The organism is Alphaproteobacteria bacterium (genome assembly GCA_040905865.1).
Classification (GTDB): Bacteria; Pseudomonadota; Alphaproteobacteria; order UBA8366.
In genome coordinates this window covers 45,727-71,735 of the sequence record JBBDQU010000070.1, presented here as the reverse complement: position 1 = coordinate 71,735, position 26,009 = coordinate 45,727, and the positions used below count along the sequence as shown (strand labels likewise).

Sequence of the window (26,009 nt, the reverse complement as noted above, 5' to 3'; positions counted from 1 at the left end):
TTGTGTGTGCCGGGTAACGCGCTAGACTGTGCCTCTGTCCCAACGAGAAGGGGAGCGGGCCATGCCGTCCGTCCTGACGGAAGAACAGCGACGGGAATATCATGAAAACGGGTTCGTCGTCGCCCACGCGATGTATCTGCCCGCAGAAATCCGTTACCATGCGCCGCAGGACATCCCGGACGATACCGCAAGAGCGACCTGAGCCCGGACATGTCCAGACAGGATCATCACGACCGTTTCAGCCTGTCCGGCAGGACCGTGCTGGTCACCGGGGCCGCGCGGGGGCTGGGCTGGCGCATCGCGCGGGCCATGGCGGAAGCGGGGGCAAATGTGCTGCTCAACGGCCGCGACCCGGCGCGGCTGGCGGACCTGTCCTCGGAACTCACGGGCGAGGGACTGTCATCGGCCGTGGCCTGTTTCGACGTTGCCGATCGGGATGCCGCCGATGGCTGGATCGCCGTGCATGGCGCCGCCGTGGATATCCTGGTCAACAATGTCGGTCTGCGCCATCGCAAGCCGCTTGCGAGTACGCCGCCGGATGCGTTTTCCCGGATGCTGGACGTCAACCTGACCGCCGCCTATGGCATGGCGCGGGGGATGGCGCCCCTGATGGCGGCGAAGGGCGCGGGCGTCATCATCAATGTCACCTCCATCGCCGGGCCTGTCGCCCGCGCGAACGATGCGGCCTATACGGCCGCCAAGGGCGGGCTTGCGGCGCTGACCCGGGCGCTGGCGGTGGAACTGGGGCCGGCGGGCATTCGCTGCAACGGCATCGCGCCCGGCTATTTCGCGACCGAGGCGAACGCGGCAATGGTCGGCGATCCCGGCGTAACCGCGCTGCTCGACAACCGCGTGCCGCTGCGGCGCTGGGGCGACCCGGTGGAAATTGCCGGCGCCGCGGTTTTCCTGGCGTCACCGGCGGCGAGTTATGTGAACGGCCAGGTGCTGACCGTCGACGGCGGCATGACGGCGTCGTTTTGAGGGACACGGGGAGGAGGATGTCATGAACCGGTGGCAGGTGGGCGACATTAAAATCACCCGGGTCGTGGAACTGGAGGTCGCGGGCGGCAGCCGCTTTATCCTGCCGGCCGCGACGCGCGAGGCGGTGCGGCCGATTGCGTGGCTGGCGCCGCATTTCGCCGATGCGGACGGAAGGCTGATCATGAGCATCCATGCGCTGATCGTGGAAACGCCGGACCGGCGTATCATGGTCGATACCTGCCTTGGCAATGACAAGCAGCGCACGATCCCCGGCTGGCATATGCGCCACGGGCCGTTCCTGGACGATATCGCGGCGGCGGGTTATCCGCGCGATTCCATCGACACGGTGCTGTGCACCCATCTGCATGTGGACCATGTGGGCTGGAACACGATGCTGGTGGACGACAAATGGGTTCCGACCTTCCCCAATGCGCGCTACCTGATCGGGCAGAAGGAATGGGACCACTGGAACGGCGAAGGCGCGGCGCAGCGGCGCGGCGACGACATCATGGGCGATTCCGTTCGCCCGGTCTTCGATGCAGGTCTCGTCGATCTTGTGGAAACGGATCACGCGGTTGCCGACGGGGTCTGGCTGGAACCGACGCCCGGCCACACGCCGGGGCATGTCAGCGTGCGCATATCGTCGCGCGGCGAGGATGCACTCATTACCGGCGACTGCATCCACCATCCCTGCCAGATGGCGCGGCCCGACTGGGCCAGCAGCGCCGACAGCGACCCGGAGGCGGCGCGCAAAACAAGGCTGGGGCTGCTCGACCGCTACGCCGACAGCCCGGTCCTGGTCATCGGCACCCATTTCGCCACGCCGACCGCCGGCCGGATTGTGCGGGACGGCCTGGTTTACCGGCTGGATGTGTAGCGCCGCGCCGCGCCGCACCGCTTTGCGTGTCGGGGTCGGCCGCGCCATGAATTCAGGGTGTTGCGGCTCGCGCAGTACTTTCCCCCGGCAGGCCGGGCATTGCGGGCATCTTCGCGCCGCTGGTATCCGCGCCCGAAAAATCCGCTTCCGCGATAGCCGCTTCCCGGAAATCCGCGCCGCGCAGGTCCGCGCCGGCAAGCCGGGCATTGTGCAGCGCCGCGCCCTTGAACTGGGTTTCGCGCAGGTCCGTGTCGCGCAGATCGGCATCGCGCAGGTTGGCGTCCTGGCAATTGGCGCCGCGCAGGTTGGCGTGCCGCAGGTCGGCGCCCTTGAGGCTGGCGTCGCGCAGATACGTCCCGTCCAGCGCGGCGCGGCGCAGGTCGGCGAAATCCAGCCTTGTGCCGCGCAGGCTTGCCTGGCTGAGAATTGCCTGGCACAGCACCACGTCGGTCAGCACCGTGTCGCGCAGGTCCGCATTGCTCAGATCCGCGTTGATGAGGTCCGCGAGGTTGTCCAGCACGGCCCCGCGCATATCGGCATAGCGCAGATCCGCGTCGCGCAGGATCGATTCGCTGAAATTGGCGCCGCGCAGGTCGGCGCCCCGGAAATTGGCGCCGGCCATGCGGGCGGAACGCAGGTCGGCATCGCGCAGATTGGCCCCGCGCAGGGCGGCGCCGTACAGCGCCGCGCCGCGCAGATCCGCGTATCGCAGATAAACGCCGCGCAGATCCGCATGGCTCAGGTTCACGCTGCGCAGATCGAGTCCGGCGCCGCGCTCCTCATAGCGGGTATTGCGATGCAGCAGGAAGGTGACGATGGCCTGAATGTCCGGGGCCAGATCCACGGTGTCTGAATCCGAGGCGTTACCGGGTTTCCGGCCCAGCGGCGCGCGCGCATGGCGGCGCAAATGGCCGGTCAGGGCATCCATGACCGCCCAGTAGTTCCGGGCGGATTCCCGCGCCTCGTCCTTGAGCTTCTCGATCGCCCCGACGCGGATCGCCGGGTCGCTTTCCCGGTCCAGTTCGTCCATTGCCGCCTGCAGCGGGGATGTCGACTGGAATTGCGCAATGAAACGGGACTGGCGGCTGGCGGTCCGGTGCTGCCGGCGGCGCGATTTACCGCGAATCCAGACGATCCAGGCCAGCACGGCGAGCGTCACGACGCCCGCCGCAATTGCGGCAGCCTCCGTGGATGTCCAGATGGCGGGATTTGACCAGGGCGTCTCAGACATGCGTGACTGTTAATGCCAAATCGGGTGCAAGTAAACACTTTGATGTTGCAAGGAAATTCCGGTTGCATCCCAGGGACGCAACGATGCGCCCGGCGAAAAAATCCGCGCCGGGCCGGAAGCCGCCTATGGCGTTCCCCGTTCGCGGGATTTGCTCTATGACTGTCCCGAACAGGACAGATCGATGGGAGAGACAATGAAATACGGTTTTGGCGTCCCGACAAGGGGACCGATGGCGAACCCCCGCGATATCACCGCGATGGCGAAAAAGGGCGAAGAACTCGGATTCGACGTGGTGTTCGTCAATGACCATATCGTTGTGCCGCGCGATGTCGGTTCGCGATACCCCTATTCGGGCTCCGGCGAATGGCCCGGCGGCGCGTCGGGCGAGGCGATGGAGCAACTGGTCCTGCTGTCCTATCTGGCGAGCGCGACCAGCCGCATGCGGCTGTTGACCTCGGTCATGGTTGTGCCGCACCGCAACCCGGTAACGACGGCCAAGATGCTGGCGACCATCGATGTGCTTTCCGAAGGGCGGGTCGCGGTCGGATGCGGCACCGGCTGGATGCGCGAGGAATTCGAGGCGATCGGCACCGATCCTTACGAGGAGCGCGGCGCCGTGACCGATGAATATCTCCGGGTATTCAAGACACTGTGGACCGAGGAAAACCCGGAATTCGCCGGAAAATACGCCCGGTTCGGCAATATCACCTTCCTGCCGAAACCGGTTCAGAACCCCCATCCGCCGCTATGGATCGGCGGGGAAAGCGGCCGCGCGCTGCGCCGGGTCGCCGCCCTGGGCGACTGCTGGTATCCGATCGGCAACAATCCGCGCCAGTCGCTGGACAGCGTGGAAAAATACGCTGCCGGCGTCGACGCGCTGCACCGGGCGCTTGACGCGGCGGATCGGGACCCGGCCGGCGTCGATCTGGCCTACGGCGCCAACTGGTACGGCGACGGCTCGCGCCAGGCTTCCGCCGATGGCGGCCGCATGGCGTTCACCGGCGAAGCGGGCGAAATTGCCGCGGATATCGCCGGATTCGAGGCGAAGGGGCTGCGCAGCATCATGCTGAATTTCCAGGGAGGCAGCCTCAGCCAGACCCTCGACCGCATGGAGCATTTCATTCGCGATATCGCGCCGGCAGCATAGAACCGCGACGGTTACCCCTTTTGGGTGACGCTTCAGGCGGTCCGAATTGGCTCAATGCCGGCATGAGTCGCCGCAGAGCGATGACACGGGCGCGAGAGGGCGCAATAGAGAGTGAGAAAGCACATGCCTGACCTGACAACGCATGGCGCGGATCTTCGCGCCATCGCCGATACCTATCGCAACCGGCGCGATGCCGGTTTGGTGGATCATACGGCCTTCATTGCAGCGATTATCACCTATCGTCAGCGTCACCCGGATGTGGCGCGCAACGAGGCCGCGCTGATCATCAGCCAGTTGATCGACGAATACCCCAATGACCAGGAAACCTGCCATTAGATCAGAGCGTGGTTTTGCTGGATTCGCGTGTGGCGAACCTGTGTATGAGCTATTGGCCAACCCGCGCGGGAGAGGGTTACTCGACCGTTGCACCCGCTTGATGCGCCGGTGCTTGAAATGATTGCATTCCCTGCCCAGATAACTGGTCATCAATCGAGTGCTGTTGGCGTTCGGCTGTGCGGAGTGCCGGTTTCAGGGCTCCGGAAATCATTGGCCACTCGCTCAAATGAGGAGGAGACGCCGCGCCATGCCACGTGTGTCGATATTCAGCAGTCCGTTGTTGCTTGGTTTTGAACAGTTCGAGCAGACCCTAGACCGGATTTCGAAAGTACCGGCAGAGGGATATCCGCCGTACAATATCGAACAGACGGGCGAAGACAGCCTGCGAATTACGCTTGCTGTCGCCGGCTTTGCCGAACGGGAGTTGTCCATTCAGCTGGAAAATAGCCAGCTTGTGGTCCGCGGCCGGCAGATGGATGACGAAAAGCGGGTGTACCTGCATCGCGGCATCGCCGCACGGCAGTTTCAGCGTAGTTTTGTGCTTGCTGAAGGCATCGAAATTGTCGCCGCGGTGCTCGATAACGGGCTGTTGCACATCGAATTGCTGCGCCCCCAGCCCCAGGCGCGCGTAAAGACAATCCCGATCACGACGCGGGATACGCCGGCAAGCGCAATGGGCGTTTCAACCGGCGGCGGTAACCACGGAGATGGCCATGCAAACTGACACTAGATTTGAACGTCTTTCCGATGAGGCCTTCGCGCATCTCGGTCTGCAGAATGTCGCCTATATCAAGGCGATGGAAATCGACGGGCATATATACTTCATGCTGACATCGGCTGCGGGGCAGGACATTCTGGCGTCGGACAGCCGTGCCGCCGCCATCCTGGCCGCCGACGAGCGCGGTCTGGTCGTCCTTACGGTGCATTGACCGGGTCGGAGCGCATTATCCTGTGAAGGTGCTACAGGTCCTGATCGGAATGCGTGGATCTGCCTCAGGCCGCGAAGCTGGCGGCGTTTCCGGTGAAGACGTGCAGCAGGCCCTCCGGGCTGTCGAGTTCCCGAAGCCTGTTGCACGTGGCTTCGTCGCGGAAAATCCGCGACAGTTTCGTCAGCGTCTTCAAGTGGTCGGCACCGGCGTTTTCCGGCGCCAGCAGAACAAAAATCAGGTCGACGGGCTGATCGTCCGCGGCATCGAAATCGATCGGCTTTTCCAGCCGGGCGAAAAACCCGTAAATCCTCGTCAGTTCCTTCAGGGTACCGTGCGGTATCGCGATGCCGTGGCCGACTCCCGTGGAGCCGAGGCGTTCACGCTCCAGCAGGGCGTCGAATAGCGCCTGGGCGGCAAGGCCGGTTTCCTTGGCGGCCCGTTTTGCGAGGTCCTGCAGCACCTGCTTTTTTGACGATGCAGGCAATTCCGGGATGATACTATTGGCGTTGAGGATTTCGCCGAGTGCTACCAATTACAGTCTCCACTCACGATCCGGATGTTCCGCTGTTTCCTTTTGGATCGATCCAGCCGATATTCCCGTCGCTGCGGATATAAACCATATTTGTACCGCCATGCGCCCGGTTACGAAACATTAACGCTGGTTGTCCCGAAAGGTCCATGCGCATCACGGCTTCGCCGACGCTCAGCGATTCCACCTCGGTCTTCATTTCCGCGACGATAACGGGCTGGTCTTCGGCCTCTTGCCCTTCTCTTTCTTCGCCATGTGGCTCCAGCACGTAATGCTGCGCCGCGATTACGGCAATCGACTCGTCCTTGCCGCGATGGTGGTCGCGTAGCCGGCGCTTGTAACGCCGCAACCGCTTCGCCACATGGACAGCCGCGGTGTCGAAGGCCGCATAGGGGTCTTCCGAGCTGCCCTGGCTCTGTATCATGATCCCCTTGCCGACATGGACCGTGATATCCGCCTTAAAAGCCTTGCCTTCGCGCGTCATGGTGACATGTGCGTCGGTCGGATTATCGAAATATTTGGTTACGATTGTCGGCAGGCTTTCCTCGATATGGCCGCGCAGGGCGGCGCCGATATCGAGTTGCTTGCCATTCACGGAAAGCTGCATGAGCGGAATAATCCGTATGTCTGTTGTGCACGTGTTCCTGGAGCGTATTCGCGCTACCCATCTTCGAGGGGCGGGAACATAGTGACGCCGTAAGTCGGAGTCAACAATACCCGGGCCAGGTTGACAGATCGTAAAGAGGCCCTTGCCTCATGGCCTTTCCGGCCTGTCGCGCGCCGTCTGGCGGGAGTTGCCGACGCTGCGACGCGGGCCGGCGCCGGGCTACCGGACATCAGGTTTGAATGGTACCGCGACAGGTTCCATTCAAAAACGATCCGATCTATCGCACCATTTGGGATTTCTGTCTTTTCCGGTGGATTGACGATGGAATTTTCAATGCTTCCCGGTATTTGGCTACAGTCCGGCGCGCGATGTCGATCCCGCTGTCGTTCAGCAGTTCCACCAGCCGATCGTCCGAATATACCGTATCGGGGGTTTCTCTATCGATCAGGTTCTTGATCCGATGCCGCACCGATTCCGCCGAATGGGCGTCGCCTCCGACCGCGCTGGCAATCGACGACGTGAAAAAATACTTCAGCTCGAAGAGCCCGCGAGGGGTGGCCATGTACTTGTTTGTCGTAACGCGGCTGACCGTGCTTTCGTGCATTTCGATCACTTCCGCGATATCCCGCAGCACGAGCGGACGCAGGTCATCGACGCCGTTGACGAAAAAGCCCTGCTGCTGGCGGATGATTTCGGTGGCGACCTTCAGGATGGTATTGGCGCGCTGGTCCAGCGATTTGACCAGCCAGCTGGCGGACTGGAACCGCTCGGCAATGTATTCCTTGTCTTCCCTGGTCTTCGAACCCTTGCTGACGGTTGCGTAGTACGAGGTATTGACCAATACGCGGGGCAGAGTCTCCGGATTGAGCTCGACAATCCAGCCGCCATCGGGCCCGGGCCGCATCAGGATATCGGGGATAATGGTCTGGGCAACCTCGTGCTCGAAGACGAGGGCCGGTTTGGGATTGAGGGCGCGAATCTCGGCGATCATGTCGGCGAGGTCGTCCATATCCACTTCGCAGATTTTCAGCAGGCTCTTCATATCCTGCCGAGCCAGCTTGTCCAGGTTGGCCAGCAACGCTTCCATCGCCGGGTCCAGCCGGTCTTTCTCCCGCAGTTGCAGGGCGAGGCATTCGCGCAGGTTCCGGGCGAAAATGCCCGGCGGATCGAATTTCTGCAGCGTGGCCAGAACAGATTCGATCCGGGAAAGCTCGCAGTTCAGGGTTTCGGCAATCGTCTCGAGATCGCCGGCAATCCAGCCGGATTCGTCGAGCGAGTCGATCAGGTGCACGCCGATAATCCGTTCCACAGGATCGTCGATATCGACGTTTAACTGTTCGGTCAGGTATTCCCGCAGCGACTGTTCGGTGGCGATCGACGATTCGAAACCGTTTTCATCATCGGGTACGTTGCCCCGGCCGCGGTTCCCGCCGATATCGGCGAAGGCCGCCGGGCCATCGCCGGATACATCGACGACGCCGTCAGGTTCGTATTCGTTGCCATAGTCCGCATCCAGCGGCGAATCGCTGTCGGACGGCATATGCTCGGCATCCGTCAGTTCGACCGTATCCGGGGTATCCGCACCATCCGTGAAGCTGTCTGGTTCGGGCGCCTCGCCGGTGCTTTCCGAGGAGCCGTCGCGGTTGTCCTCGCGTTGACTGTCCGTTTCCCTGGTATCGCGTTCAAGCAGCGGGTTCTGTTCCAGCTCCGTCTCGACAAAGGCCGACAGCTCCAGGCTCGACAGTTGCAGCAGCTTGATCGCCTGCTGCAGTTGCGGTGTCATGACCAGTGTCTGGCCGAGCCGCAGTTCCAGTCGAGGGGATAGTGCCATCAGTTAACGAGCCGCTGGTCTGTTCGATGCCTAAAGACTGAACCGTTCACCGAGATAGACCCGCCTGACTTCGGCGTGGCCCACGATCTCGTCCGGGGAGCCCTGCATCAGGACCATGCCGTCATGCAGGATATAGGCGCGCTCAACGAGGTCCAGCGTCTCACGGACGTTGTGATCGGTTATCAGGACCCCGATACCCCGGTCCTTGAGATGGAAGACCAGTTCGCGAATATCATGCACGGCGATCGGATCGATGCCGGCCAGCGGTTCGTCAAGCAGCATGAAGGCAGGCTGCGACGCCAGCGCACGAGCGATCTCGACGCGGCGGCGTTCGCCACCGGACAGCGCCAGGGCGGGCGTACGGCGCAGATGGGATATCGAGAATTCCGCCAGAAGCGCATCCAGCATCACCTCGCGCTGGTCGCGATCCGATTCCACGACCTCCAGGACCGCGCGGATATTGTTTTCCACCGTCAGGCCCCTGAAAATGGACGCTTCCTGCGGCAGGTAGCCGACGCCCATGCGGGCCCGGCGATACATGGGCAGCGCTGTGACGTCGGCGCCGTCCAGCGATATGGTGCCGTAATCCGGCGCGATCAGGCCGGTCACGATATAGAAACAGGTGGTCTTGCCGGCGCCGTTCGGGCCCAGCAGGCCGACGACTTCGCCGCGCTGGACCTTGAGGCTCACATCGCGCAGGACCGGCCGCTTCTTGAAGCTCTTGCCGATATTGCGAACGACGAGCCCTTCGTTATTCGTGACGAGCTGAGGGCTGGCGCCATCGCTTTCGGCGTCGCCGGCGAGTCCGTGCTGCACCAGGCTATTGCCCGGCCATTTTATCGCGCCGCGTTCCGGCGGTGTCTCGGTGCTGTCGTCTTCCACTGTCCCCATGCTTTCTGCGCATTACTTTTCCGGTGTGAACAATCCCCTGACACGGCGGCCGTCGCCCACCAGACGGCTGATGCCCGTCACCAGATTGACTTCGGCACAATTGCCGTTGAGCTGGTTCTTTCCCCGCGTGATCCGGACGTTCCCGCACAGGGTCGCCAGCCCAGTGCGCGGATTATACACACCTTCTTCGCCCTGAGCAATTTCCGTGCCAGTGGTTATCAAAACGTTACCAAACGCATCGATCTGGCGGATCTCGCGCTTGTCGTCCTGGGTGATGTGCGCGGTCAGGATATCGGCGCGAAGCCGGCCCTTTTCGCTCACCACGATCGCCTCCCCCCTGGCGACCGCCAGTTGTCTGGTGTCCCAGTATTCCAGCGCGTCGCGCGCCGTGATCACGGCGGTGGCCGTTTCGAGCTTCAGGTTGCTGCCGACGAGCACGAGCACCGATTCGTTGACATGATAGACGCCCTTGTCGCCGAAGGCCTTACCGCTTTCGGCCGTGATTATGACCTTGCCATCGGCGTCGATGCGGTAGATATCCTGTCCTTCGCCGTCCTTGCCGTCCCGGTAGAACGCGGTCAGGGTATCCGCCCGGATTTCGACGCCGTCCCGGCTGGCCCTTGCGTCGCCGCGCGCGATATAGGCCTTGGTGTCGCGCTGCCACTCGATGCCGTCATTCGCCTCGATATTGACCGGGCTCCTGCCGCCCTGACCCGTCACGCTTTGCGCGCCTGCCCCGGAAAGGCCGCTGATGGCGATCAGAAGCCCCAGAACAATACCCGCGCTGTGCAAATTCATGATCCGTCCGTAGATTTCGGTATCAGGGTCAAGCGTGATTTCCCCGTAAACACGACACGTTCGCCGCGGTTGTAGATATGGAATCCTTCGGCCTGCAATTGTCCGAACGGACCCTGGCCCGCGATGGGTTCGACGCCTGTCGCATCGCCCGCGGCAAGATCGATGAAAGCGCTTTCCGTCCTGAATTCATATCCGCTGTCATGAAACAGGTTGACCCCGCCCGAGAGTTCCAGAATTTGCCGGTCGCGGTTGAAGCTGCCCGCCACCGCAGTCAGCGCGACCCATGCGCCGTTGCTCAGTTCGATGTCGGCCTTCGGCGCGTCCAGCGCAATGACCACGGAATCCGCATTCGCCTGGTCGGCCGAGTCCGCCGTGATCGTATAGTACCGTTTGCTGGCATCGGCGCCGGTGAAGCGGGCATTCACCATGCGCAGGTTTTCCGCGTCGGACCGGTCGATATGCGCGGGGCCCAGCCGGAACCGGTTCTCCTGTTCGTTCAGTTCGGGCCAGATCACGACCAGCGCGATGATCGCCGTGGCGATCGTCGGCAGCAGCACCTTGGTGATGCCCACGAACCGGCCATAGAGCGGGTTATAGGCGGGCCGTTGGCGCCGGAACGACAACTGGGCGAAGCTCCGCCCATTGTTGTCCGCCGCCCCGGGGGGCGCCGCGTTATCTGATCCCGGCTCGGAGACAGTCATGGATATGCAGAATACCGACCGGGTGCCCGTCATCGGTGACAAACAGGCTCGTGATCGCGCGTTCGTTCATCAGCGACAACGCCTCGGCGCCCAGCGCCTGGGCCCGGATTGTCGCCGGGTTGACAGTCATGATTTCCGCGGCGGTCCGGCTCAGCAGCGAAGCGGACATGTGCCGCCGCAGGTCGCCATCGGTGACGACGCCCTTCAGCAACCCGTCACGCCCGATGATTCCGACACAGCCGAAGTGCTTTGCTGTCATGGCCAGTACGGCGTCGCTCATGCCGGCATCTTCCGGCGCGAGCGGCAGTTCGTCGCCGGTATGCATCAGGTCGGAAACCCGTTGCAGGCTGGACCCGATCTGGCCGCCGGGATGCAGCACCCGGAAATCGGTGGTGGAGAAGCCCCGGCGCTCCAGCAGGGCGACCGCAATGGCGTCGCCCAGCGCAAGCGCCATGGTTGTCGATGTCGTCGGCGCCAGGCCCATCGGGCAGCCTTCGGGAATCGGCGGCAGGATAAACGCGATATCGGCTACATCCGACATGGTGCTGTCGGCGCCGGACGTGATAGCGATCAGCGGGATGGAAAACCGCTTGGCGTATTCGAACAGGTCATAGAGTTCCCGGGTGTTGCCGGAATTCGACAGGGCGATAATCGCGTCGTCGCGCGCGATCATGCCAAGGTCGCCATGGCTGGCTTCGGCCGGATGCACGAAATAGGCGGGCGTCCCTGTCGATGCCAGGGTCGCGGCGATCTTGCGGGCGACATGGCCGCTCTTGCCCATGCCGGTCACAATCACCCGTCCGGTTACTGCCGACAGGACGTCCAGCGCCGCGGTGAAGCGGCCGTCCAGCGAGGCGGAAAGCGCGTTGATGCCGTCTGCCTCCAGCTTGAGGACACGGGCTGCTGAAACAAGGTCGGTTGCCGCTGCGGATTTTCGCGTATTGGCGTTCGATGAACTCAGGGTATCGGTCCTTTTGGTGGGCGTGTCGCCCGTGGGGCGATTCGGTTGCCGTATCTACGGTTTGGGGCGGGTTTCCTGCCGAATCGCTCAACAGGAGTATGCCGGGATTCGCCAAAAAAGGAAACACGGCAATCCAGCGGTTCGGTACGGTCAGCTATGGGCGAATATATCCTGTTCGTCCCAGCCGGCAAGGTCGAGTTCAGCCCGGACCGGCAGGAATTCGAAGGCCGCCTGCGCCAGATGCATGCGGCCTTCGCGCGCCAGCATTTCGTCCAGCCTGGCGCGCAGTTCATGCAGATACAGCACGTCGCTGGCCGCATAGGCCATCTGCGCGTCGGTCAGGGTCGCCGCGCCCCAGTCGGAGGACTGCTGCTGTTTCGACAGGTCGATCCCCAGCAGTTCCCGGCACAGATCTTTCAAACCGTGCCGGTCCGTATAGGTGCGGACCAGCTTCGAGGCGATCTTCGTGCAGTATACGGGCCCGGTTTCGGCGCCCAGCCCCTTACGCAGCGCAGCAATGTCGAAACGCGCGAAATGGAACAGTTTCAGGACCTTCCTGTCGGTCAGCAGCCGTGCCAGGTTCGGCGCATCGCAGCCGCTGGTCGGCATCTTGACGAGGTGGCAGGTGCCGTCGCCGGCGGAAAGCTGGACCAGACATAGCCGGTCGCGGTGCGGATCCAGGCCCATGGTTTCCGTATCGATAGCGACGCTGTCGCCGAAATCGACATCGCCGGGCAGGTCGCCCTGATGCAGTACTATCGTCACGAACCGAATTTCCCTTGCGTTGCGGCGCCGTCGCCCGACGCTGCCGCAGCGCTGCCGTCTGAAGATGGTGCCCAGGAGAAGACTCGAACTTCCACGAGGTTGCCCCCACAGGTACCTGAAACCTGCGCGTCTACCAATTCCGCCACCTGGGCCCAGCGGCGTGATAGGCTGGCGCGCGGGGCATGTCAATATATTCGCAACATGTTTGGTATTACTTTTTGGAAATGCCAGCTTCCGGCCGCGGCAGCTTTTCCGCTGGCGTTCTGGTCGACCGGCGATAATATGCCGGCCACGGCGCGGCGCCCTGGTGTCCGGCCGGTCTGGTGCAAGGGGATGGGATACGATGAAACAGGTCACGGTATTTGGCGGTTCGGGCTTTATCGGCCGGCATCTGGTCAGGCGGCTTGCGGAACAGGGCTGTATCGTGCGCGTCGCGGTGCGCGATGCGGCCGGCGCGAATTTCCTGCGGCCGATGGGCGATGTCGGGCAGGTGACGCCGGTGATGACCAATATCCGCGACGATGCGGCCGTCGCTGCCGCGGTGCGGGACGCCGATGCGGTCGTCAATCTGGTCGGTATTCTGTTCGAAAGCGGCCGGCAGACCTTCGAGGCAGTGCACCGGGACGCCGCCGCCCGCATCGCGCGTCATGCGAAAGCCGCCGGCGTCGACCGCCTGGTGCAGATATCGGCGCTCGGGGCATCCACCCGGTCACCGTCGCGCTATGCCTGGTCGAAGGCGGCCGGCGAGGAAGCGGTTCTGGCGGAATTCCCGGGCGCGACGATCCTGCGGCCCAGCGTCGTGTTCGGTCCGCAGGACGAATTCTTCAACCGGTTCGCGGCGATGGCCCGCATGCTGCCGGTGCTGCCGGTATTCGGCGGCGCCTGCCCGATATACGGCCGGGCCAATGCCGGTCCGGACGACGACGGCAACCGGTTCCAGCCGGTCTACGTCGGCAATGTGGCGGATGCGATCATGGCCGGCCTGACCCGCGACGATACTGCGGGCAAAATCTACGAACTGGGCGGGCCGACGGTATACAGCTTCCGCGCGCTGATGGAACTGGTCCTGCGCCAGACCGACCGACGCTGCCTGCTGCTGCCGGTGCCCTTCTGGTTCGCCGGCCTGATGGCGGCGTTCCTGCAGTACCTGCCGAAACCGCCGCTGACCCCGGACCAGGTGACGCTGTTGCGGACGGACAATGTCGTGACCGGCGAATTGCCGGGCCTGGATGCCCTGGACATCGCGCCGACCGCGGCGGAAGTCATCCTGCCGACCTATCTGGACCGGTTCCGCCGGGGCGGACGGTTCCATGCGGCGGTGCGGGCGTAACCGGTATCCTGGCGATCAGGCATAGACCCAGTAGAGCAGCCCGCCGGCCAACAGGATCCGGTACAGCACGAAGGGACCGAACCCGGCATGGCGCAGCCACTGCATCAGCGCCCAGATCGCGACGATGGCTGTGACGAAAGCCAGTACGGCCGCGACGGCCGCATCCCAGCCCAGCGCCAGGTCGCCGGATTGGTAGAGGTCATATCCGCTCAACACGCCGGCGCCGATGATCGTCGGGATCGACAGCAGCAAGGAAAACCGCGCCGCATCGGCCCGTTCCATGCCCAGGAACCTCGCTGCCGTCATGGTGATGCCGGACCGGCTGGTGCCGGGGATCAGCGCCAGGACCTGCATCAGCCCGATGAACAGCGCGCCGCGCCAGCGCAGGTGTTCTATCCGGTGCACGGTCATGCCGGTCTTGTCGGCAATCCAGAGCAGTATACCGAAACCCAGCGTCGCCCATGCGATGATTTCCACGCTACGCATATACGATTCGATGAACGGCTTGCCGAAATATCCGGCGATGATGACCGGAATTGTCGCCAGGATGACCAGCAGTGCCAGTTTTCCGCCCCGGTTGCTGCGACCGCGCATCATGCCCAGCAGTCCGGCGGTCATTTCCCAGATGTCGCGCCAGAAATACAGCATCACCGCCAACAGGGTGCCGACATGGACCGCGACATCGATGACGAGGCCCTGATCCGGCCAGCCGAGCACCTGCGAGGTCAGGATCAGATGGCCCGACGAGCTGATCGGCAGGAATTCGGTGACGCCCTGCACCAGCGCCAGAACCAAAATATGGTAGAGTATCACCCGAGTCTCCCCAGATACGGGTCATGTTATACGCATATTCCGATGGAATCGCGTATAAGTATTTTCAGGCTGCGACGATTTTACCCGCAACCCGCGACTTGCCGCATTCTCTTCCTATTTCGGGCCGAGGCCCTAATATAGCCGCCATGCATCTGCTTTATCACCTCTGGCTGTCCCCTTTCAGTCGCAAGGTCCGTCTCGTGCTTGGCGAGAAGGGGCTGGATGTGACCCTGAAGGTCGAGAAAGTCTGGGAAAGGCGCGACGAGTTTCTGGCCCTGAATCCGACTGGCGAGGTGCCGGTGCTGCTGGATCCGGACGGCATGGTGCTGGCTGATTCATGGGCCATTTCGGAATATCTGGATGAAACCCATCCCGAACCGCCGCTGCTCGGCCGGACGCCGGCGATGCGCGCGGAAACCCGCCGCCTTGTCGCCTGGTTCGATAACAAGTTTTACGAGGAAGTGACCGTCAATCTGGTCGATGAAAAGATCATGAAGCGGTTTCTCGGGCTGGGCGAACCCAATTCGGCCGCCATCCGCGCCGGCAACCACAATATTCACTACCATCTGGATTATATCGGCTATCTGACGGAGCGGCGGCGCTGGATCGCGGGTGACGAGTTAACGCTCGCGGATATCGCGGCGGCATCGCATCTGTCCTGCGTCGATTACCTGGGCGATGTGCCCTGGGAAGATCACCAGGCGGCGAAGGACTGGTACGCCCGTATCAAATCGCGCCCCAGCTTCCGCTCCCTGCTCGGCGACCACATCCCAGGCGCGCCCCCGCCCCGGCATTACGCGGATCTGGATTTTTAAGGCTGGGACACGACGCTCTCGACCTGCGCCGCCGCCACTTCGCTATATCGCGTCAGCTTCCCATCGTCCAGATCGATGCCGAGGCCCGGCCCGGACGGCAGGGGGATGCTGCCGCTACTGATGTCGAGCCCGCGTTGTGGCGACCGTGTCGATCACCTTCAGCGGGCCCACGCATTCGAGCCCCGGCAGGATATTGCGCGAGGTGGCGCCCAGCATGATTTCCGCCATCGTGCTGAGATCGAGCCCGAACCCGTGCCCCAGCACGACCGGCAGGCCGGCGGCTTCCGCGGTGGCCAGCATGCGCGCGGCCGGCAGCAGCCCGCCGGCCTGCTTGATGCCGAATTTCACAAAGTCGGCGCAGTCCGCCTTGATGACCCGGACAAGGCTGGCATGGTCGCTTATGGATTCATCGGCCATGATCGGGATGCCCCCCTGCCGCCGGATCGTCGCGAGGCCGTCGAGGTCGTCCTGCGGTGTGGGTTGTTCGAACAGCTGCATGTCGCAGGATTTCACGGCGCGGCAGAGTTCCAGCGCCCCCGCCACGTCGTATTGCATGTTGGCGTCCATGCGCAATTGCATACCGCCGCCGACCGCGTCGCGCACCGCCGCCACCCGGTCGGCATCGTCGGCGACGCCGGAGCCGACCTTGATTTTCAGCGATCTGAATCCCGCATCCTGCCAGCGTTTCGCTTCGGTCGCGGCTTCGCCGGCCGGCAACTCGCCGACCCATCCGTTGAACTGCACCCGGTCCAGAACGGCGCCGCCGACATAATCATACAGCGCCATATCCCGCTGGCGGCAGGTCAGTTCGATGCAGGCGAGTTCCACGCCGGCGACCGCGCCTGGCTGCGCTGGCGTTAGTCCGGTGGCAATTTCCACGATCCGGTTGACGTTGCCCGGATCCTCCCCGATCAGCGCCGGGCCCAGCCGGTCGCGAATGGCATTGGCCAGTTCCGGCGCTGTGTGCGGGGACTTGGCCTTGCTGGACGGATCGATGCTGCTGATGCCCACCGCACCGTCCGTCGCCGTAATCCGCACCACGACGCAATGGGTTACGCTGTTCGACTTTCCGCCGCTGGTGAACGTGCCGACCAGCGGCATGCCGATACCGAAGACCTCAACCTTGCTGATTTTTGCGGTCATTCGGGCGCCACCGCGATGCAATCGATCTCGACCATCGCATCCGGGTCGAGCAGGGCGCCGACCTGCAGCATGGTCATCGAGGGGAAATGGCGGCCGATATGCGCCTTGTAGCCTGCCCCGATCTCCCGGCCGGCGGCCTTGTAGGCGGCGATATCGGTGACATACCAGTTCATATGGGCGATATGCTCCGGGCCCGCGCCCGCCGCTTCCAGCACCGTCGCAATATTGGCGAGCGCCTGGCTGGCCTGCGCGCCGAAGCCGCCCGCCGCCAGCACGCCGGTTGCATGGTCGCGGCCGATCTGTCCCGCAACGAAGACCTGACGCCCCGTGGCGGCGACGGCCCATGAAAACCCCGGCGCCCGCGGCCAGTTCTCCGGTTGAAAAAAGTCCATGACAGTCCTGCTCCCGAAATCGTTTGCGCGATGGCCATCCTGCCAGAGGAGACCGGCAGGGCCAAGCAGCAGGCAGGTCGCGGGGGCGGCTAATCCGCCTTCACATCCAGCAGTTCGAGGTTGCGCCGCGCCGAGTCGGAGGCCGGCGTGCCTTCGTGCAAATGGATCAGGCGCAGCCACGCCTGCCGCGCGCCGTCGGGATCGCCCCCGAGACGCAACTGGATGCCGTATTCCAGCAGCACGTCGGGCCGGTCGGGCGCAAGACGGTAGGCGGCCTCGGCATCCTCGCGGGCTAGCGGAAGGGCATCGACGAAGCGGTAGGCGCTGGCCCGCAGGATCAGCGCATCATAGCGGTTGGGATTGTCTTCGATCACCCGGTTCAGGTCGTCGATGGCCTCCCAGTAGTTTTTGGCGCCGGCCAGGGTCATGGCCCGGTCGACCAGCAGTTCCGGATCGTCGGGCGTCAGTTTCAGCGCGGCGCTCTGCGCGGCGAAGGCTCGGTCGTAATGTTCGGCGCGGAACCAGGCGGTCCCGGCCTGCCCCAGGATGGCGGCGCGGTGCGCATCGCTCGCGGGGAGTATGGCGGCGGCGAGGGCTTCGAGCCGTTCCGCCGCCTGGACGAACTGGTTCAGGCCAATCAGCGCAACCGCGACACAATGCTGCGCCGCATGACCGCCGCCCAGGTCCTGCCAGGCGAGCGCCACCTCGAAACCCTGGCCAGGGTCGGTTCGGGCAAGTCGCATGCAGTTTTCGTATTCCCGGTTTTCCGCTTCGGCGCCGAAGGCGGGCACCGGCAACAGGGCGACGAGGAGAAGCATGGCGTGCCATTGCCGGATCAGGGATTTCGCGCGGTTATGTCTTGAGCAGGCCATGGCCTAAAGTCATTATGCCGCTCCTTCTTTGCAAGACCGGATACCGCCATGCCGCATGAAAATCCGCCGCGCCTGTTCTGTTTCGGGCTTGGCTATTCGGCCCGGGCGCTGGCCGATGCGCTGCAGGGCGAAGGATGGCGGATCGCGGGCACCAACCGCGAAACTGCCGCGGCAGGGGCGGATGACCGCGCGATATTCGCCTTCGACGGCGCTTCGGCGATGCCGGACGCGGCTGCGGCGCTGGCGGGCACGACGCATCTGCTGTCTTCGGTGCCGCCGGGCGCGGATGGCGACCCGGTGCTGGCCTGGCACGCGGACGATATCGCGGCGATTTCCGGCCTGCGCTGGATCGGTTACCTGTCGACGACGGGCGTGTATGGCGACCGGCAGGGCGGCTGGGTCGATGAGGATTCACCCCGGGAGCCGACCGGGTCCCGGGGGGCGCGTCGCGTCGCGGCGGAAGACGGCTGGTTTGCACTGGGGGCGCGTTGCGGCGTGCCGGTGCAGAGCTTCCGTCTCGCGGGGATATACGGCCCGGGCCGCAATGCACTGGAAACCGTCCGGGGCGGCAACGCGCGACGGGTCGTCAAGCCGGGGCAGGTCTTCAGCCGTATCCATGTCGACGACATCGTCGCCGTGCTGCGGGCGTCCATCGAACGGCCCAATGCGGGAGCGGCCTATAACGTCTGCGACAACGAGGCGGCGCCGCCGGAAACGGTGATCGAATACGCCTGCGAACTGCTGGGGGTCGAACCGCCGCCGCCCGTGGCGTTCGAGGACGCGGAACTGTCGCCGATGGGACGCAGCTTCTATCGCGACAACAAGCGGGTGTCGAACCGGCGCATCAGGGAAGAACTGGGCGTGACGCTCAAATGGCCAAGCTATCGGGAAGGGCTGCAGGCGTTGCTGGCCGATTGCTGAGTTCGGCCACCGCGGCGCGAAGCTTTGCCAGGTCCGCCGGTTCGGACAGGCGATGGTCGCCGCGCTTGATCAGCGTGACTTCCACATCGTCCGAAGTAATGGCTTCCGCGGTGCGCAGGACATGTTCCACCGGAATAACGTGGTCCTGCTGGCCCAGCAGGATGCGGACCGGTCCGTCGAAGGGGATGGGCCGATCGAGAATCAGGTGGTCGCGCGATTCCTCGATCAACTGGCGGGTGATCGGATAGGGGCCGTCATCGTAGACCGACGGACGCATCCAGATTCCCTTGTCCTGAATCTGCTGTCGGGCCTCGGGCGGAATGGTCTTCCACATCAGTTCGGTCGTGAAGTCGGCGGCCGGAGCCAGCAGCACCAGCCCGGCGATGCGTTCCCGTCGCAACAGGGTCAGCAGCAGGGCCATCCAGCCGCCCATGGAGGAGCCGACCACAACCTGCGGACCTTCGGTGATATCCTCGAACACGGCGAGCAGGTCGTCGAACCAGGCGCCGATCGTGCCCTCGGCAAACGTGCCCGAGGAAGCGCCATGGCCCTGGTAGTCGAAGCGCGTAAACTGTTGCCCGCGCGATGCACAGAAGCTATCCAGCATCGTTGCCTTGGTCCCCGTCATGCTGGAATGGAAGCCGCCGCAGAACAGCACGCCCGGCAATGCGCGGCCGTCCACCCGCCCGGGTCGGTGGTGATAGGCGATTGTCGCGCCGTCCGCGCGTGTTAATATTGAGTGTGGCGTCAAGGTGTTGCACCTGATCCAGACCGGAGAATCGAAGCGAATATGAACGAACCTGCAGAAATTGTCACGGTGGAACACAATATTGCCGGTCGCCCCCCCACCGTGATGCAGGTGCTGCCGGCCCTGGTGACCGGCGGTGTCGAACGCGGCGCGGTCGATATCGCGGCGGCGCTGGTGAAGGAAGGCTGGCGGTCGATTATCGTGTCCTCGGGCGGGCCGATGGTGCGCGAAGTCCTGCGCGCCGGGGCCGAGCATATCGAACTGCCGGTCCATTCGAAGAACCCGTTTGTCATGCGCCGCAATACGCGAAGGCTTGCCGAACTGATCCGGCAGCATGACATCGACATCGTGCACGCGCGCAGCCGCGCCCCGGCCTGGAGCGCGCGCCGCGCGGCCCGGCAGGCAGGCCGGCGGTTTCTGACGACCTTCCATGCGACCTACAATCTGGGCCTGCCGCTCAAGCGCCTGTATAATTCCGTCATGGCGGATGGCGACCGGATGATTGCGATCAGCGACTATATCGCCCGCCACGCCATACAGACCTACCGTGTCGACCCGGACAAGATCAGGGTCATCCACCGTGGAGTCGACATCGACCTTTTCGATCCGGCGCGGGTCAGCGCCGAGCGGTTGATCCGGCTGTCCACGGACTGGCGGTTGCCCGACGGGGTGCCGGTTATCATGATGCCCGGCCGCCTGACCCGCTGGAAGGGGCAGAGTGTCCTGATCGAAGCGATTGCCCGGCTTGGCCGGGACGACGTCCGCTGCCTGATCGTCGGGGCGGAAAAAGGGCGCGGCAGTTACCGGCGCGACCTTGAAGCCCTGATCGAGAAGCATCGGCTCAACGGGATCGTCCACCTGGTGGGCAGTTGCAACGACATGCCCGCCGCGCTGATGCTGGCGGATGTCGTCGTTCACGCCTCGACGGACCCGGAAGGATTCGGGCGCGTCATCGCGGAGGCCCAGGCGATGGGCCGCCCGGTGATTGCCACCGATCACGGCGCCAGCGCCGAACTTGTGGATACCGGTCAGGGCGGATGGCTTACTGAACCGGGCAATCCCGATGCACTGGCGGGCGCGCTGTCGGAAGCGCTGGCGCTCGATCCGAACCAGCGGGTGGATATCGCGGTACGCGCCATTCGCCGGGTCCGGGAGCGTTTCAGCAAGCAGGCCATGGCGGCGGCGACCCTCGACGTCTATCGCGAACTTCTCGAGGATGCGCGTCACGAAGGCGAAGCTGCCGCGTGAGCCCCGCCGCGACGAATATTCTTGTGATCAAGCTTGGCGCGCTGGGCGATTTCGTGCAGGCGCTCGGTCCCTTCGCCGCTATCCGGCGGCATCATCCCGATGCCCGCATCATCCTGCTGACCACGTCGCCCTACCAGGCCCTGGCCGAAGCCAGCGGGTATTTCGACGATATCTGGATCGATGAGCGGCCAGGTTTTTGGCAGGTCCATCGGTGGTTGAACCTGAAACGCCGGTTCGCCGAGGGCGGATTTGGTCGTGTTTACGACCTGCAGACGTCGGACCGAACCGGTTTCTACTTCCGCCTGTTCAGCCGCGCGAAACCGGAATGGAGCGGTATTGCCCCGGGCTGCTCGCACCCGCATCTGAACCCGGGGCGCGACCACATGCACACCATTGAACGCCAGCGCGAACAACTGGCGGCAGCGGGTATCCGCGATGTCGCGCTGCCCGATCTGGGCTGGGCGGTCGGCGACATCGCGCCATTCGGCCTGGACAGGCCGTTCGTGCTTCTGGCGCCGGGGGGATCGGCGCATCGGCCGGCCAAGCGCTGGCCGGTCGCGGGATATGCCGCATTGGCGAACAGTCTGGCAGGCCGGGGGTATCAGCCGGTACTGGTTGGTACCGGTGAAGAAGCACAGCGGAATGCGGCAATTGCGACGGCTAGCGCGGCGGCCGTGAATCTGACCGGTCGCACCTCGCTGCTCGACCTCGCCTGTCTCGCCCGCGACGCGGCGGGCGCGGTTGGCAACGATAACGGGCCGATGCATCTTGTCGCGGCGGCGGATTGCCCCGCGCTGGTGCTGTTTTCCGCGGCATCCGACCCTGAATTATGTGCGCCGCGCGGCGCGTCGGTCGCGATCCTGCGGCGGGATAATCTGGCCGAGCTTGAAATCGCGGAGGTTGAAGCCGCAATACGCTTGCGTTAGTAGAAGTGCGCCGCGCGGCGGCAGAGACTGGAAACGGATAGAACCATGGTAGCGATTACACTTCCCGATGAGAGCGTCCGCCAGTTCGACGGCGCGATTACCGGCGCCGAACTGGCGGCCTCCATCGGACCGGGCCTCGCCAAGGCGGCGGTCATGGTCCGCGTGGACGGGACCGAACGGGACCTGACCCATGTGATCGATCAGGATGCACGGGTGGAAATCGTGACCCGCGACAGCGACGCGGCGCTGGAACTGCTGCGCCATGACTGCGCCCATGTTCTGGCCGAAGCGGTCCAGGAGTTGTTTCCCGGCACGCAGATCACCTTCGGTCCGTCGATCGAAGACGGATTCTATTACGATTTCCATCGCGCGGAGCCGTTCTCGACGGACGATTTCGAGGCCATCGAAAAACGGATGGCGGAAATCGTGGAGCGCGACGAGGCGATTTCGCGCGAGGTCTGGTCGCGCGAGGAAGCAACGAAGTTTTTCGAAAGCATCGGCGAAACCTTCAAGGCGGAGCATGTCGGCAGCCTGCCCGAAGACGCGGAAATTTCCCTGTATCGCCAGGGCGACTGGGTCGATCTCTGCACCGGGCCGCACCTGCCGTCCACGGGCCGGCTGGGCAAGGCGTTCAAGCTGATGAAGCTGGCGGGCGCCTATTGGCGCGGCGATCCGAAAAACCCGCAATTGCAGCGTATCTACGGCACCTGCTGGCGCACGGAAAAGGAACTCAACGCCTATCTGCATCGTCTGGAGGAGGCGGAAAAGCGCGATCATCGCCGGCTGGGCCGCGAAATGGATCTGTTCCATATCCAGGAAGAAGCCGTCGGCAGCGTGTTCTGGCATCCGAAAGGCTGGGCGCTGTACCGGACCTGCGAGGAATACATGCGCCGCCGGCTGGAAAAGGGCGGCTACGGCGAAGTGAAAACGCCGCAGCTCGTCGACCGAACCCTGTGGGAGCGGTCGGGGCACTGGGAGAAATTCCGGGAGCATATGTTCACCGTTGAAGATGAGCATGAAAAAGTGCTGGCGCTGAAGCCGATGAACTGTCCGTGCCATGTGCAGATTTTCCGCCAGGGGCTGAAGAGCTACCGTGATTTGCCGATCCGAATGGCTGAATTCGGGTCCTGTCACCGCAACGAACCCTCGGGCGCGCTGCACGGCATCATGCGCGTCCGGGCCTTCACGCAGGACGATGCGCATATCTTCTGCACCGAAGACCAGATCGTCTCTGAAACGGAGCGTTTCTGCGACTTACTGCTGTCGGTCTATCGCGATTTCGGCTTTGACGATGTCGCGGTCAAGTTTTCGGACCGGCCTGAGGTCCGCGCTGGCGACGACGCCACCTGGGACCGGGCCGAAAAGGCGCTGACCGAAGCCACCGAAGCAGCAGGGCTGAAATACACGCTGAACCCCGGCGAAGGCGCGTTTTACGGGCCGAAGCTGGAATTCGTGCTGCGCGACACGATCGGCCGCGAATGGCAATGCGGCACGCTGCAGGTCGATTTCGTCCTGCCGGAGCGACTGGATGCCTCCTATATCGGCGAGGACAGCGCGCGGCACCGTCCGGTCATGCTGCATCGGGCGATCCTGGGTTCATTCGAGCGGTTCATTGGCGTACTGATCGAACATTACGCGGGCCGCATGCCGCTGTGGCTGTCGCCGGTCCAGATCGTCGTGGCGACCATCACCTCCGATGGCGATGAATACGCGCAGGAAGTCGCGGCAGCCTGCACGGCCGCCGGTTTGCGGGTTGAATCGGACCTGCGGAACGAGAAGATCAATTACAAGGTTCGCGAACATTCGCTCGCCAAAGTGCCGGTGATGCTGGTTGTCGGTCAGCGCGAGGCCGAGGCAAGGACAGTCGCGATCCGCAGATTGGGTGGCAAAACGCAAGAAATTCTTGCACTTGACGCCGCGCTCAATACACTAAAGGCAGAAGCGGCGATGCCTGTATAGGCGGAGCGCTGCCGGATGCGGCGCCGTTGCTGTATTCGCGACCGGTAAACCGGTAATTATTGGCAAAAAACAGGAGGAATCTATAGCCCGTCCACCATTTAATGCCGCGCCGACGAAGAAGGGTCCGCGCGTCAACCGAGAGATTGAATCCGCCAATATCCGCCTGGTCGACCAGGATGGAGAGATGATTGGCGTCGTTCCTTTGATCGAAGGGCTCAACAGAGCCGATGCGGCCGGCCTGGACCTGGTGGAAATTTCACCGAATGCCGATCCGCCGGTTTGCAAGATCCTCGACTACGGCAAGTTCAAATACATTGCCCAGAAGAAGGCCAACGAAACCCGCAAGAAACAGAAGACCATCGAGGTCAAGGAGATCAAGATGCGTCCGAACATCGACAAGCATGACTACGATGTGAAGATGCGGTCGATGGGCAAGTTTCTGGGCGAGGGCGACAAGGTCAAGGTGACCCTGCGCTTCCGCGGCCGTGAAATGGCGCATCAGGAACTGGGACGTCAGGTGCTGGACCGGGTGCGCAAGGATTTCGATGAAACCGCCAAGGTCGAGCAGTTCCCGCAGATGGAAGGCCGTCAGATGATCATGGTCCTCGTGCCAAAGTAAGGCGCGGGGCCGTGGCGGGATTTGCGGTCAGCGATCCAGGAAGTCTGTTATTCGCTGGCCAGGGTTTCCGTGCAGGAAGGCCTTGGCGAGTGAATCGATACCTGCGTGAATGCCGTCGTCGATGGACATGCGCTCCCAGTCGCGCATGAGCTTTTTCTGCTGCCGCATACCGACGGGACCGTTTGCCATCATGCGGTCCACCGTTTCGGCGACAGCATCGTCCAGTCCGGCGGCGGGAACGCAGTGTTCGACCAGCCCCCAGTCCCGTGCGGTCGCCGCGTCGATGGCGTCGCCGCGATACAGAAACCAGGACGTCCGGCCCCAGCCGATCAGGCGCGGCAGCAGGGCGGCTTCGACAACCGATGGCAGATCGAACAGGACTTCCGGCATGGCGAAACGCGCATTGTCGGCGGCGATCCGGATATCGCAACTGACGGCGACCTCCAGTCCGGCCCCCATGCAAGCGCCGTTGATCCGCGCAATGACGGGGACGGGAAGGTCCCGGATTGCCTTGTTCGCCCGGGTCAGGCTGGTGATGTAGGTCCGGGCGGCCGATTCGTCGAAATGCCGCAATTCCTGCAGATTAGCCCCCGCAATGAAGGACCGTTCTCCCGCGCCGGTCAGCACGGCAAGGCGCAGGTCCTTATCGTCGGCGAGGTCGCGGAAGACCGTCTCCATCTCGCCGACCAGCGCGCTGGTCAGGCAGTTCGCCTTGGCGGCATTTTCCAGCGTTACCCGGGCGATGCGGCCTGCCGGCCGGGTCTCGATGTTGACGGATATCCGTGCCATGCCGGTTACTGCTCCTAAAGTGTCGCGCGCTTGGTGACGCCGCCGTCGATGGTGACGATCGTGCCACTGACCCAGGATGCCCTCGGGCTGGCGAGATAGGTGACGAGGTCCGCCACTTCTTCCGGTTTTCCGGCGCGGCCCTGCGGCATGTTTTCCAGGAATTCGCGCCAGCGGGTCCTGTCGCCGAATTTCTGTTCGGCGCGGGCTTCGCTGAGGGTAACCATGCGCTCGGTTTCGATCAGGCCGGGATTGACGCCGACGACCCGCACGCCCTTGTCCACGGATTCGCCGCCCAGCGCGACGCACAGCGCCATGAGGCTGGCATTGCCCATGGAGCCGGCGATATAGCTTGGCGTCGGCCGTTCGCCGGCGGTGCCCAGGACATTGACGATCACGCCGCTGCCCCGCGCGATCATGGCGGGATAGACCTCCCGGATCAGGTTGACATAGCCCAGGACCTTCAGGTCCCAGGCGGTGCGCCAGGTCGCCTCGTCGACCATGTCGACGCTGCCGAAGGGGATGGCGCCCGCATTGTTCACCAGAATGTCGATTCCCGCCGTATCGCGCGCCAGCTGCCGCATCCGGTCGCCATCCGCCAGATTGCCGGCATGGATCGTGACCTGCGCGCCGAAATCGCGGTTAATTGCATCGCGGGCGGCTTCCAGGTCCGCCTGGGTGCGGGACGCCAGATGCAGGCTGCAGCCTTCCTCGGCGAGTTGCCTTGCGACGGCCAGGCCGATCCCCTTGGATCCGCCTGTGACCAGCGCGGTTTTTCCCGCCAGATTCAAATCCATCATGCCCCCCTGCCTGAATTGTGTCGGGCCGCAATGTGGCGCGGCGATGGGCCGCA

The 26,009-nt window shown here is 63.7% G+C and carries 30 protein-coding genes and 1 tRNA gene; 14 read left to right on the top strand and 17 right to left on the bottom strand.

Translation table 11 applies throughout. The annotated features are described in order from the left end of the window. Window positions 1–61 precede the first annotated feature (61 nt). From WD767_15720 to WD767_15710, 3 genes are read left to right on the top strand one after another with little or no spacing between them, the layout of a single operon-like run. The gene (locus WD767_15720) at window positions 62–202 is read left to right on the top strand and encodes a hypothetical protein (GenBank protein MEX2617541.1); all 141 of its coding nucleotides are present in this window, start codon (window positions 62–64) and stop codon (window positions 200–202) included. A gap of 8 nt (window positions 203–210) precedes the next feature. Further along, window positions 211–981, top strand: coding sequence for an SDR family oxidoreductase (locus WD767_15715; protein ID MEX2617540.1), 771 nt, complete (start codon window positions 211–213; stop codon window positions 979–981). Between the two features lie 22 nt (window positions 982–1,003). Further along, complete coding sequence (locus tag WD767_15710) at window positions 1,004–1,858, top strand: MBL fold metallo-hydrolase (GenBank protein MEX2617539.1); 855 nt, start codon at window positions 1,004–1,006, stop codon at window positions 1,856–1,858. Between the two features lie 52 nt (window positions 1,859–1,910). Here the strand turns inward: WD767_15710 and WD767_15705 are convergent, their stop codons facing one another. Further along, the gene (locus WD767_15705) at window positions 1,911–3,089 is read right to left on the bottom strand and encodes a pentapeptide repeat-containing protein (protein ID MEX2617538.1); all 1,179 of its coding nucleotides are present in this window, start codon (window positions 3,087–3,089) and stop codon (window positions 1,911–1,913) included. Window positions 3,090–3,282: 193 nt separating this feature from the next. Here WD767_15705 and WD767_15700 point away from each other — a divergent pair, with 193 nt between their 5' ends. From WD767_15700 to WD767_15685, 4 genes are all read left to right on the top strand, one after another. After that, window positions 3,283–4,236, top strand: coding sequence for an LLM class F420-dependent oxidoreductase (locus WD767_15700; GenBank protein MEX2617537.1), 954 nt, complete (start codon window positions 3,283–3,285; stop codon window positions 4,234–4,236). 123 nt (window positions 4,237–4,359) lie between these two features. After that, a complete protein-coding gene (locus WD767_15695) occupies window positions 4,360–4,572 on the top strand; it encodes a hypothetical protein (GenBank protein MEX2617536.1) in 213 nt (70 codons plus the stop codon). 247 nt (window positions 4,573–4,819) lie between these two features. Then, on the top strand, window positions 4,820–5,296 hold the full coding sequence (locus WD767_15690) for an Hsp20 family protein (GenBank protein MEX2617535.1): 477 nt from the start codon (window positions 4,820–4,822) through the stop codon (window positions 5,294–5,296). Then, entirely contained in the window at window positions 5,286–5,501 is a 216-nt protein-coding gene (locus WD767_15685) for a DUF1150 family protein (protein ID MEX2617534.1), read from the top strand. The genes WD767_15690 and WD767_15685 overlap by 11 nt, the downstream gene beginning before the upstream one ends. Before the next feature lie 64 nt (window positions 5,502–5,565). On the opposite strand, the gene ptsN is transcribed toward WD767_15685, so the two are convergent. The 9 genes from ptsN to WD767_15640 form a co-directional block, all read right to left on the bottom strand. Next, entirely contained in the window at window positions 5,566–6,033 is a 468-nt protein-coding gene (gene ptsN, locus WD767_15680) for a PTS IIA-like nitrogen regulatory protein PtsN (GenBank protein ID MEX2617533.1), read from the bottom strand. A 13-nt stretch (window positions 6,034–6,046) separates the two neighbouring features. Beyond that, window positions 6,047–6,637: a ribosome-associated translation inhibitor RaiA gene (gene raiA, locus WD767_15675; GenBank protein MEX2617532.1), complete on the bottom strand. Its 591-nt coding sequence runs from the start codon at window positions 6,635–6,637 to the stop codon at window positions 6,047–6,049. A gap of 277 nt (window positions 6,638–6,914) precedes the next feature. After that, entirely contained in the window at window positions 6,915–8,468 is a 1,554-nt protein-coding gene (rpoN, locus tag WD767_15670; GenBank protein MEX2617531.1) for an RNA polymerase factor sigma-54, read from the bottom strand. 30 nt (window positions 8,469–8,498) lie between these two features. After that, window positions 8,499–9,359, bottom strand: a complete 861-nt coding sequence (gene lptB / locus WD767_15665) for an LPS export ABC transporter ATP-binding protein (GenBank protein MEX2617530.1) — start codon at window positions 9,357–9,359, stop codon at window positions 8,499–8,501. Window positions 9,360–9,371: 12 nt separating this feature from the next. Next, window positions 9,372–10,157 (bottom strand): LptA/OstA family protein, encoded by a 786-nt coding sequence (locus WD767_15660; GenBank protein MEX2617529.1) that lies wholly within the window; start codon window positions 10,155–10,157, stop codon window positions 9,372–9,374. Beyond that, window positions 10,154–10,858, bottom strand: a complete 705-nt coding sequence (gene lptC, locus WD767_15655) for an LPS export ABC transporter periplasmic protein LptC (GenBank protein MEX2617528.1) — start codon at window positions 10,856–10,858, stop codon at window positions 10,154–10,156. The genes WD767_15660 and lptC overlap by 4 nt, the downstream gene beginning before the upstream one ends. Next, window positions 10,830–11,744: a KpsF/GutQ family sugar-phosphate isomerase gene (locus WD767_15650; protein MEX2617527.1), complete on the bottom strand. Its 915-nt coding sequence runs from the start codon at window positions 11,742–11,744 to the stop codon at window positions 10,830–10,832. The genes lptC and WD767_15650 overlap by 29 nt, the downstream gene beginning before the upstream one ends. 225 nt (window positions 11,745–11,969) lie before the next feature. After that, entirely contained in the window at window positions 11,970–12,584 is a 615-nt protein-coding gene (locus tag WD767_15645) for a ribonuclease H-like domain-containing protein (GenBank protein MEX2617526.1), read from the bottom strand. Between the two features lie 65 nt (window positions 12,585–12,649). Beyond that, window positions 12,650–12,736: transfer RNA gene (locus WD767_15640), tRNA-Leu, on the bottom strand. Window positions 12,737–12,927: 191 nt separating this feature from the next. Between WD767_15640 and WD767_15635 the strand changes: the two genes are divergently transcribed. After that, on the top strand, window positions 12,928–13,914 hold the full coding sequence (locus tag WD767_15635) for a complex I NDUFA9 subunit family protein (protein ID MEX2617525.1): 987 nt from the start codon (window positions 12,928–12,930) through the stop codon (window positions 13,912–13,914). A gap of 15 nt (window positions 13,915–13,929) precedes the next feature. On the opposite strand, the gene WD767_15630 is transcribed toward WD767_15635, so the two are convergent. Continuing rightward, complete coding sequence (locus WD767_15630) at window positions 13,930–14,727, bottom strand: undecaprenyl-diphosphate phosphatase (protein MEX2617524.1); 798 nt, start codon at window positions 14,725–14,727, stop codon at window positions 13,930–13,932. Between the two features lie 146 nt (window positions 14,728–14,873). Between WD767_15630 and WD767_15625 the strand changes: the two genes are divergently transcribed. Continuing rightward, window positions 14,874–15,542, top strand: a complete 669-nt coding sequence (locus WD767_15625; protein MEX2617523.1) for a glutathione S-transferase family protein — start codon at window positions 14,874–14,876, stop codon at window positions 15,540–15,542. A gap of 114 nt (window positions 15,543–15,656) precedes the next feature. On the opposite strand, the gene WD767_15620 is transcribed toward WD767_15625, so the two are convergent. The 3 genes from WD767_15620 to WD767_15610 form a co-directional block, all read right to left on the bottom strand. Then, window positions 15,657–16,685: an enolase C-terminal domain-like protein gene (locus WD767_15620; protein ID MEX2617522.1), complete on the bottom strand. Its 1,029-nt coding sequence runs from the start codon at window positions 16,683–16,685 to the stop codon at window positions 15,657–15,659. Then, window positions 16,682–17,077 (bottom strand): RidA family protein, encoded by a 396-nt coding sequence (locus WD767_15615; protein MEX2617521.1) that lies wholly within the window; start codon window positions 17,075–17,077, stop codon window positions 16,682–16,684. Before WD767_15615 ends, WD767_15620 begins: the two co-directional genes overlap by 4 nt. A gap of 89 nt (window positions 17,078–17,166) precedes the next feature. Continuing rightward, window positions 17,167–17,949 (bottom strand): tetratricopeptide repeat protein, encoded by a 783-nt coding sequence (locus WD767_15610; GenBank protein MEX2617520.1) that lies wholly within the window; start codon window positions 17,947–17,949, stop codon window positions 17,167–17,169. Between the two features lie 48 nt (window positions 17,950–17,997). Here WD767_15610 and WD767_15605 point away from each other — a divergent pair, with 48 nt between their 5' ends. Continuing rightward, entirely contained in the window at window positions 17,998–18,870 is an 873-nt protein-coding gene (locus WD767_15605; protein MEX2617519.1) for an SDR family oxidoreductase, read from the top strand. Here the strand turns inward: WD767_15605 and WD767_15600 are convergent. After that, window positions 18,818–19,621, bottom strand: a complete 804-nt coding sequence (locus tag WD767_15600; GenBank protein MEX2617518.1) for an alpha/beta hydrolase — start codon at window positions 19,619–19,621, stop codon at window positions 18,818–18,820. The two genes, WD767_15605 and WD767_15600, sit on opposite strands and share 53 nt — an antisense overlap. A gap of 39 nt (window positions 19,622–19,660) precedes the next feature. Here WD767_15600 and WD767_15595 point away from each other — a divergent pair, with 39 nt between their 5' ends. The 4 genes from WD767_15595 to infC all read left to right on the top strand — a co-directional run bounded on the left by WD767_15595 (window position 19,661) and on the right by infC (window position 24,370). Further along, the gene (locus tag WD767_15595) at window positions 19,661–20,866 is read left to right on the top strand and encodes a glycosyltransferase family 4 protein (GenBank protein MEX2617517.1); all 1,206 of its coding nucleotides are present in this window, start codon (window positions 19,661–19,663) and stop codon (window positions 20,864–20,866) included. After that, on the top strand, window positions 20,863–21,792 hold the full coding sequence (locus WD767_15590; protein ID MEX2617516.1) for a glycosyltransferase family 9 protein: 930 nt from the start codon (window positions 20,863–20,865) through the stop codon (window positions 21,790–21,792). The genes WD767_15595 and WD767_15590 overlap by 4 nt, the downstream gene beginning before the upstream one ends. 45 nt (window positions 21,793–21,837) lie before the next feature. Continuing rightward, entirely contained in the window at window positions 21,838–23,751 is a 1,914-nt protein-coding gene (gene thrS / locus WD767_15585; protein MEX2617515.1) for a threonine--tRNA ligase, read from the top strand. An 82-nt stretch (window positions 23,752–23,833) separates the two neighbouring features. Then, window positions 23,834–24,370, top strand: coding sequence for a translation initiation factor IF-3 (infC, locus tag WD767_15580; GenBank protein MEX2617514.1), 537 nt, complete (start codon window positions 23,834–23,836; stop codon window positions 24,368–24,370). A gap of 27 nt (window positions 24,371–24,397) precedes the next feature. Here the strand turns inward: infC and WD767_15575 are convergent, their stop codons facing one another. Together WD767_15575 and WD767_15570 are read right to left on the bottom strand one after the other, a co-directional pair. After that, complete coding sequence (locus WD767_15575; protein MEX2617513.1) at window positions 24,398–25,159, bottom strand: enoyl-CoA hydratase; 762 nt, start codon at window positions 25,157–25,159, stop codon at window positions 24,398–24,400. Between the two features lie 14 nt (window positions 25,160–25,173). Continuing rightward, window positions 25,174–25,953 (bottom strand): short-chain dehydrogenase/reductase, encoded by a 780-nt coding sequence (locus WD767_15570; protein MEX2617512.1) that lies wholly within the window; start codon window positions 25,951–25,953, stop codon window positions 25,174–25,176. Window positions 25,954–26,009 lie beyond the last annotated feature (56 nt).

Coding starts and splice junctions, on each gene's coding strand:
- WD767_15720 (MEX2617541.1), top strand. CDS start 62: ATGCCGTCCGTCCTGACGGAAGAACAGCGACGGGAATATCATGAAAAC.
- WD767_15715 (MEX2617540.1), top strand. CDS start 211: ATGTCCAGACAGGATCATCACGACCGTTTCAGCCTGTCCGGCAGGACC.
- WD767_15710 (MEX2617539.1), top strand. CDS start 1,004: ATGAACCGGTGGCAGGTGGGCGACATTAAAATCACCCGGGTCGTGGAA.
- WD767_15705 (MEX2617538.1), bottom strand. CDS start 3,089: ATGTCTGAGACGCCCTGGTCAAATCCCGCCATCTGGACATCCACGGAG.
- WD767_15700 (MEX2617537.1), top strand. CDS start 3,283: ATGAAATACGGTTTTGGCGTCCCGACAAGGGGACCGATGGCGAACCCC.
- WD767_15695 (MEX2617536.1), top strand. CDS start 4,360: ATGCCTGACCTGACAACGCATGGCGCGGATCTTCGCGCCATCGCCGAT.
- WD767_15690 (MEX2617535.1), top strand. CDS start 4,820: ATGCCACGTGTGTCGATATTCAGCAGTCCGTTGTTGCTTGGTTTTGAA.
- WD767_15685 (MEX2617534.1), top strand. CDS start 5,286: ATGCAAACTGACACTAGATTTGAACGTCTTTCCGATGAGGCCTTCGCG.
- raiA (MEX2617532.1), bottom strand. CDS start 6,637: ATGCAGCTTTCCGTGAATGGCAAGCAACTCGATATCGGCGCCGCCCTG.
- rpoN (MEX2617531.1), bottom strand. CDS start 8,468: ATGGCACTATCCCCTCGACTGGAACTGCGGCTCGGCCAGACACTGGTC.
- lptB (MEX2617530.1), bottom strand. CDS start 9,359: ATGGGGACAGTGGAAGACGACAGCACCGAGACACCGCCGGAACGCGGC.
- WD767_15660 (MEX2617529.1), bottom strand. CDS start 10,157: ATGAATTTGCACAGCGCGGGTATTGTTCTGGGGCTTCTGATCGCCATC.
- lptC (MEX2617528.1), bottom strand. CDS start 10,858: ATGACTGTCTCCGAGCCGGGATCAGATAACGCGGCGCCCCCCGGGGCG.
- WD767_15635 (MEX2617525.1), top strand. CDS start 12,928: ATGAAACAGGTCACGGTATTTGGCGGTTCGGGCTTTATCGGCCGGCAT.
- WD767_15625 (MEX2617523.1), top strand. CDS start 14,874: ATGCATCTGCTTTATCACCTCTGGCTGTCCCCTTTCAGTCGCAAGGTC.
- WD767_15620 (MEX2617522.1), bottom strand. CDS start 16,685: ATGACCGCAAAAATCAGCAAGGTTGAGGTCTTCGGTATCGGCATGCCG.
- WD767_15615 (MEX2617521.1), bottom strand. CDS start 17,077: ATGGACTTTTTTCAACCGGAGAACTGGCCGCGGGCGCCGGGGTTTTCA.
- WD767_15610 (MEX2617520.1), bottom strand. CDS start 17,949: ATGGCCTGCTCAAGACATAACCGCGCGAAATCCCTGATCCGGCAATGG.
- WD767_15605 (MEX2617519.1), top strand. CDS start 17,998: ATGCCGCATGAAAATCCGCCGCGCCTGTTCTGTTTCGGGCTTGGCTAT.
- WD767_15595 (MEX2617517.1), top strand. CDS start 19,661: ATGAACGAACCTGCAGAAATTGTCACGGTGGAACACAATATTGCCGGT.
- thrS (MEX2617515.1), top strand. CDS start 21,838: ATGGTAGCGATTACACTTCCCGATGAGAGCGTCCGCCAGTTCGACGGC.
- WD767_15575 (MEX2617513.1), bottom strand. CDS start 25,159: ATGGCACGGATATCCGTCAACATCGAGACCCGGCCGGCAGGCCGCATC.
- WD767_15570 (MEX2617512.1), bottom strand. CDS start 25,953: ATGGATTTGAATCTGGCGGGAAAAACCGCGCTGGTCACAGGCGGATCC.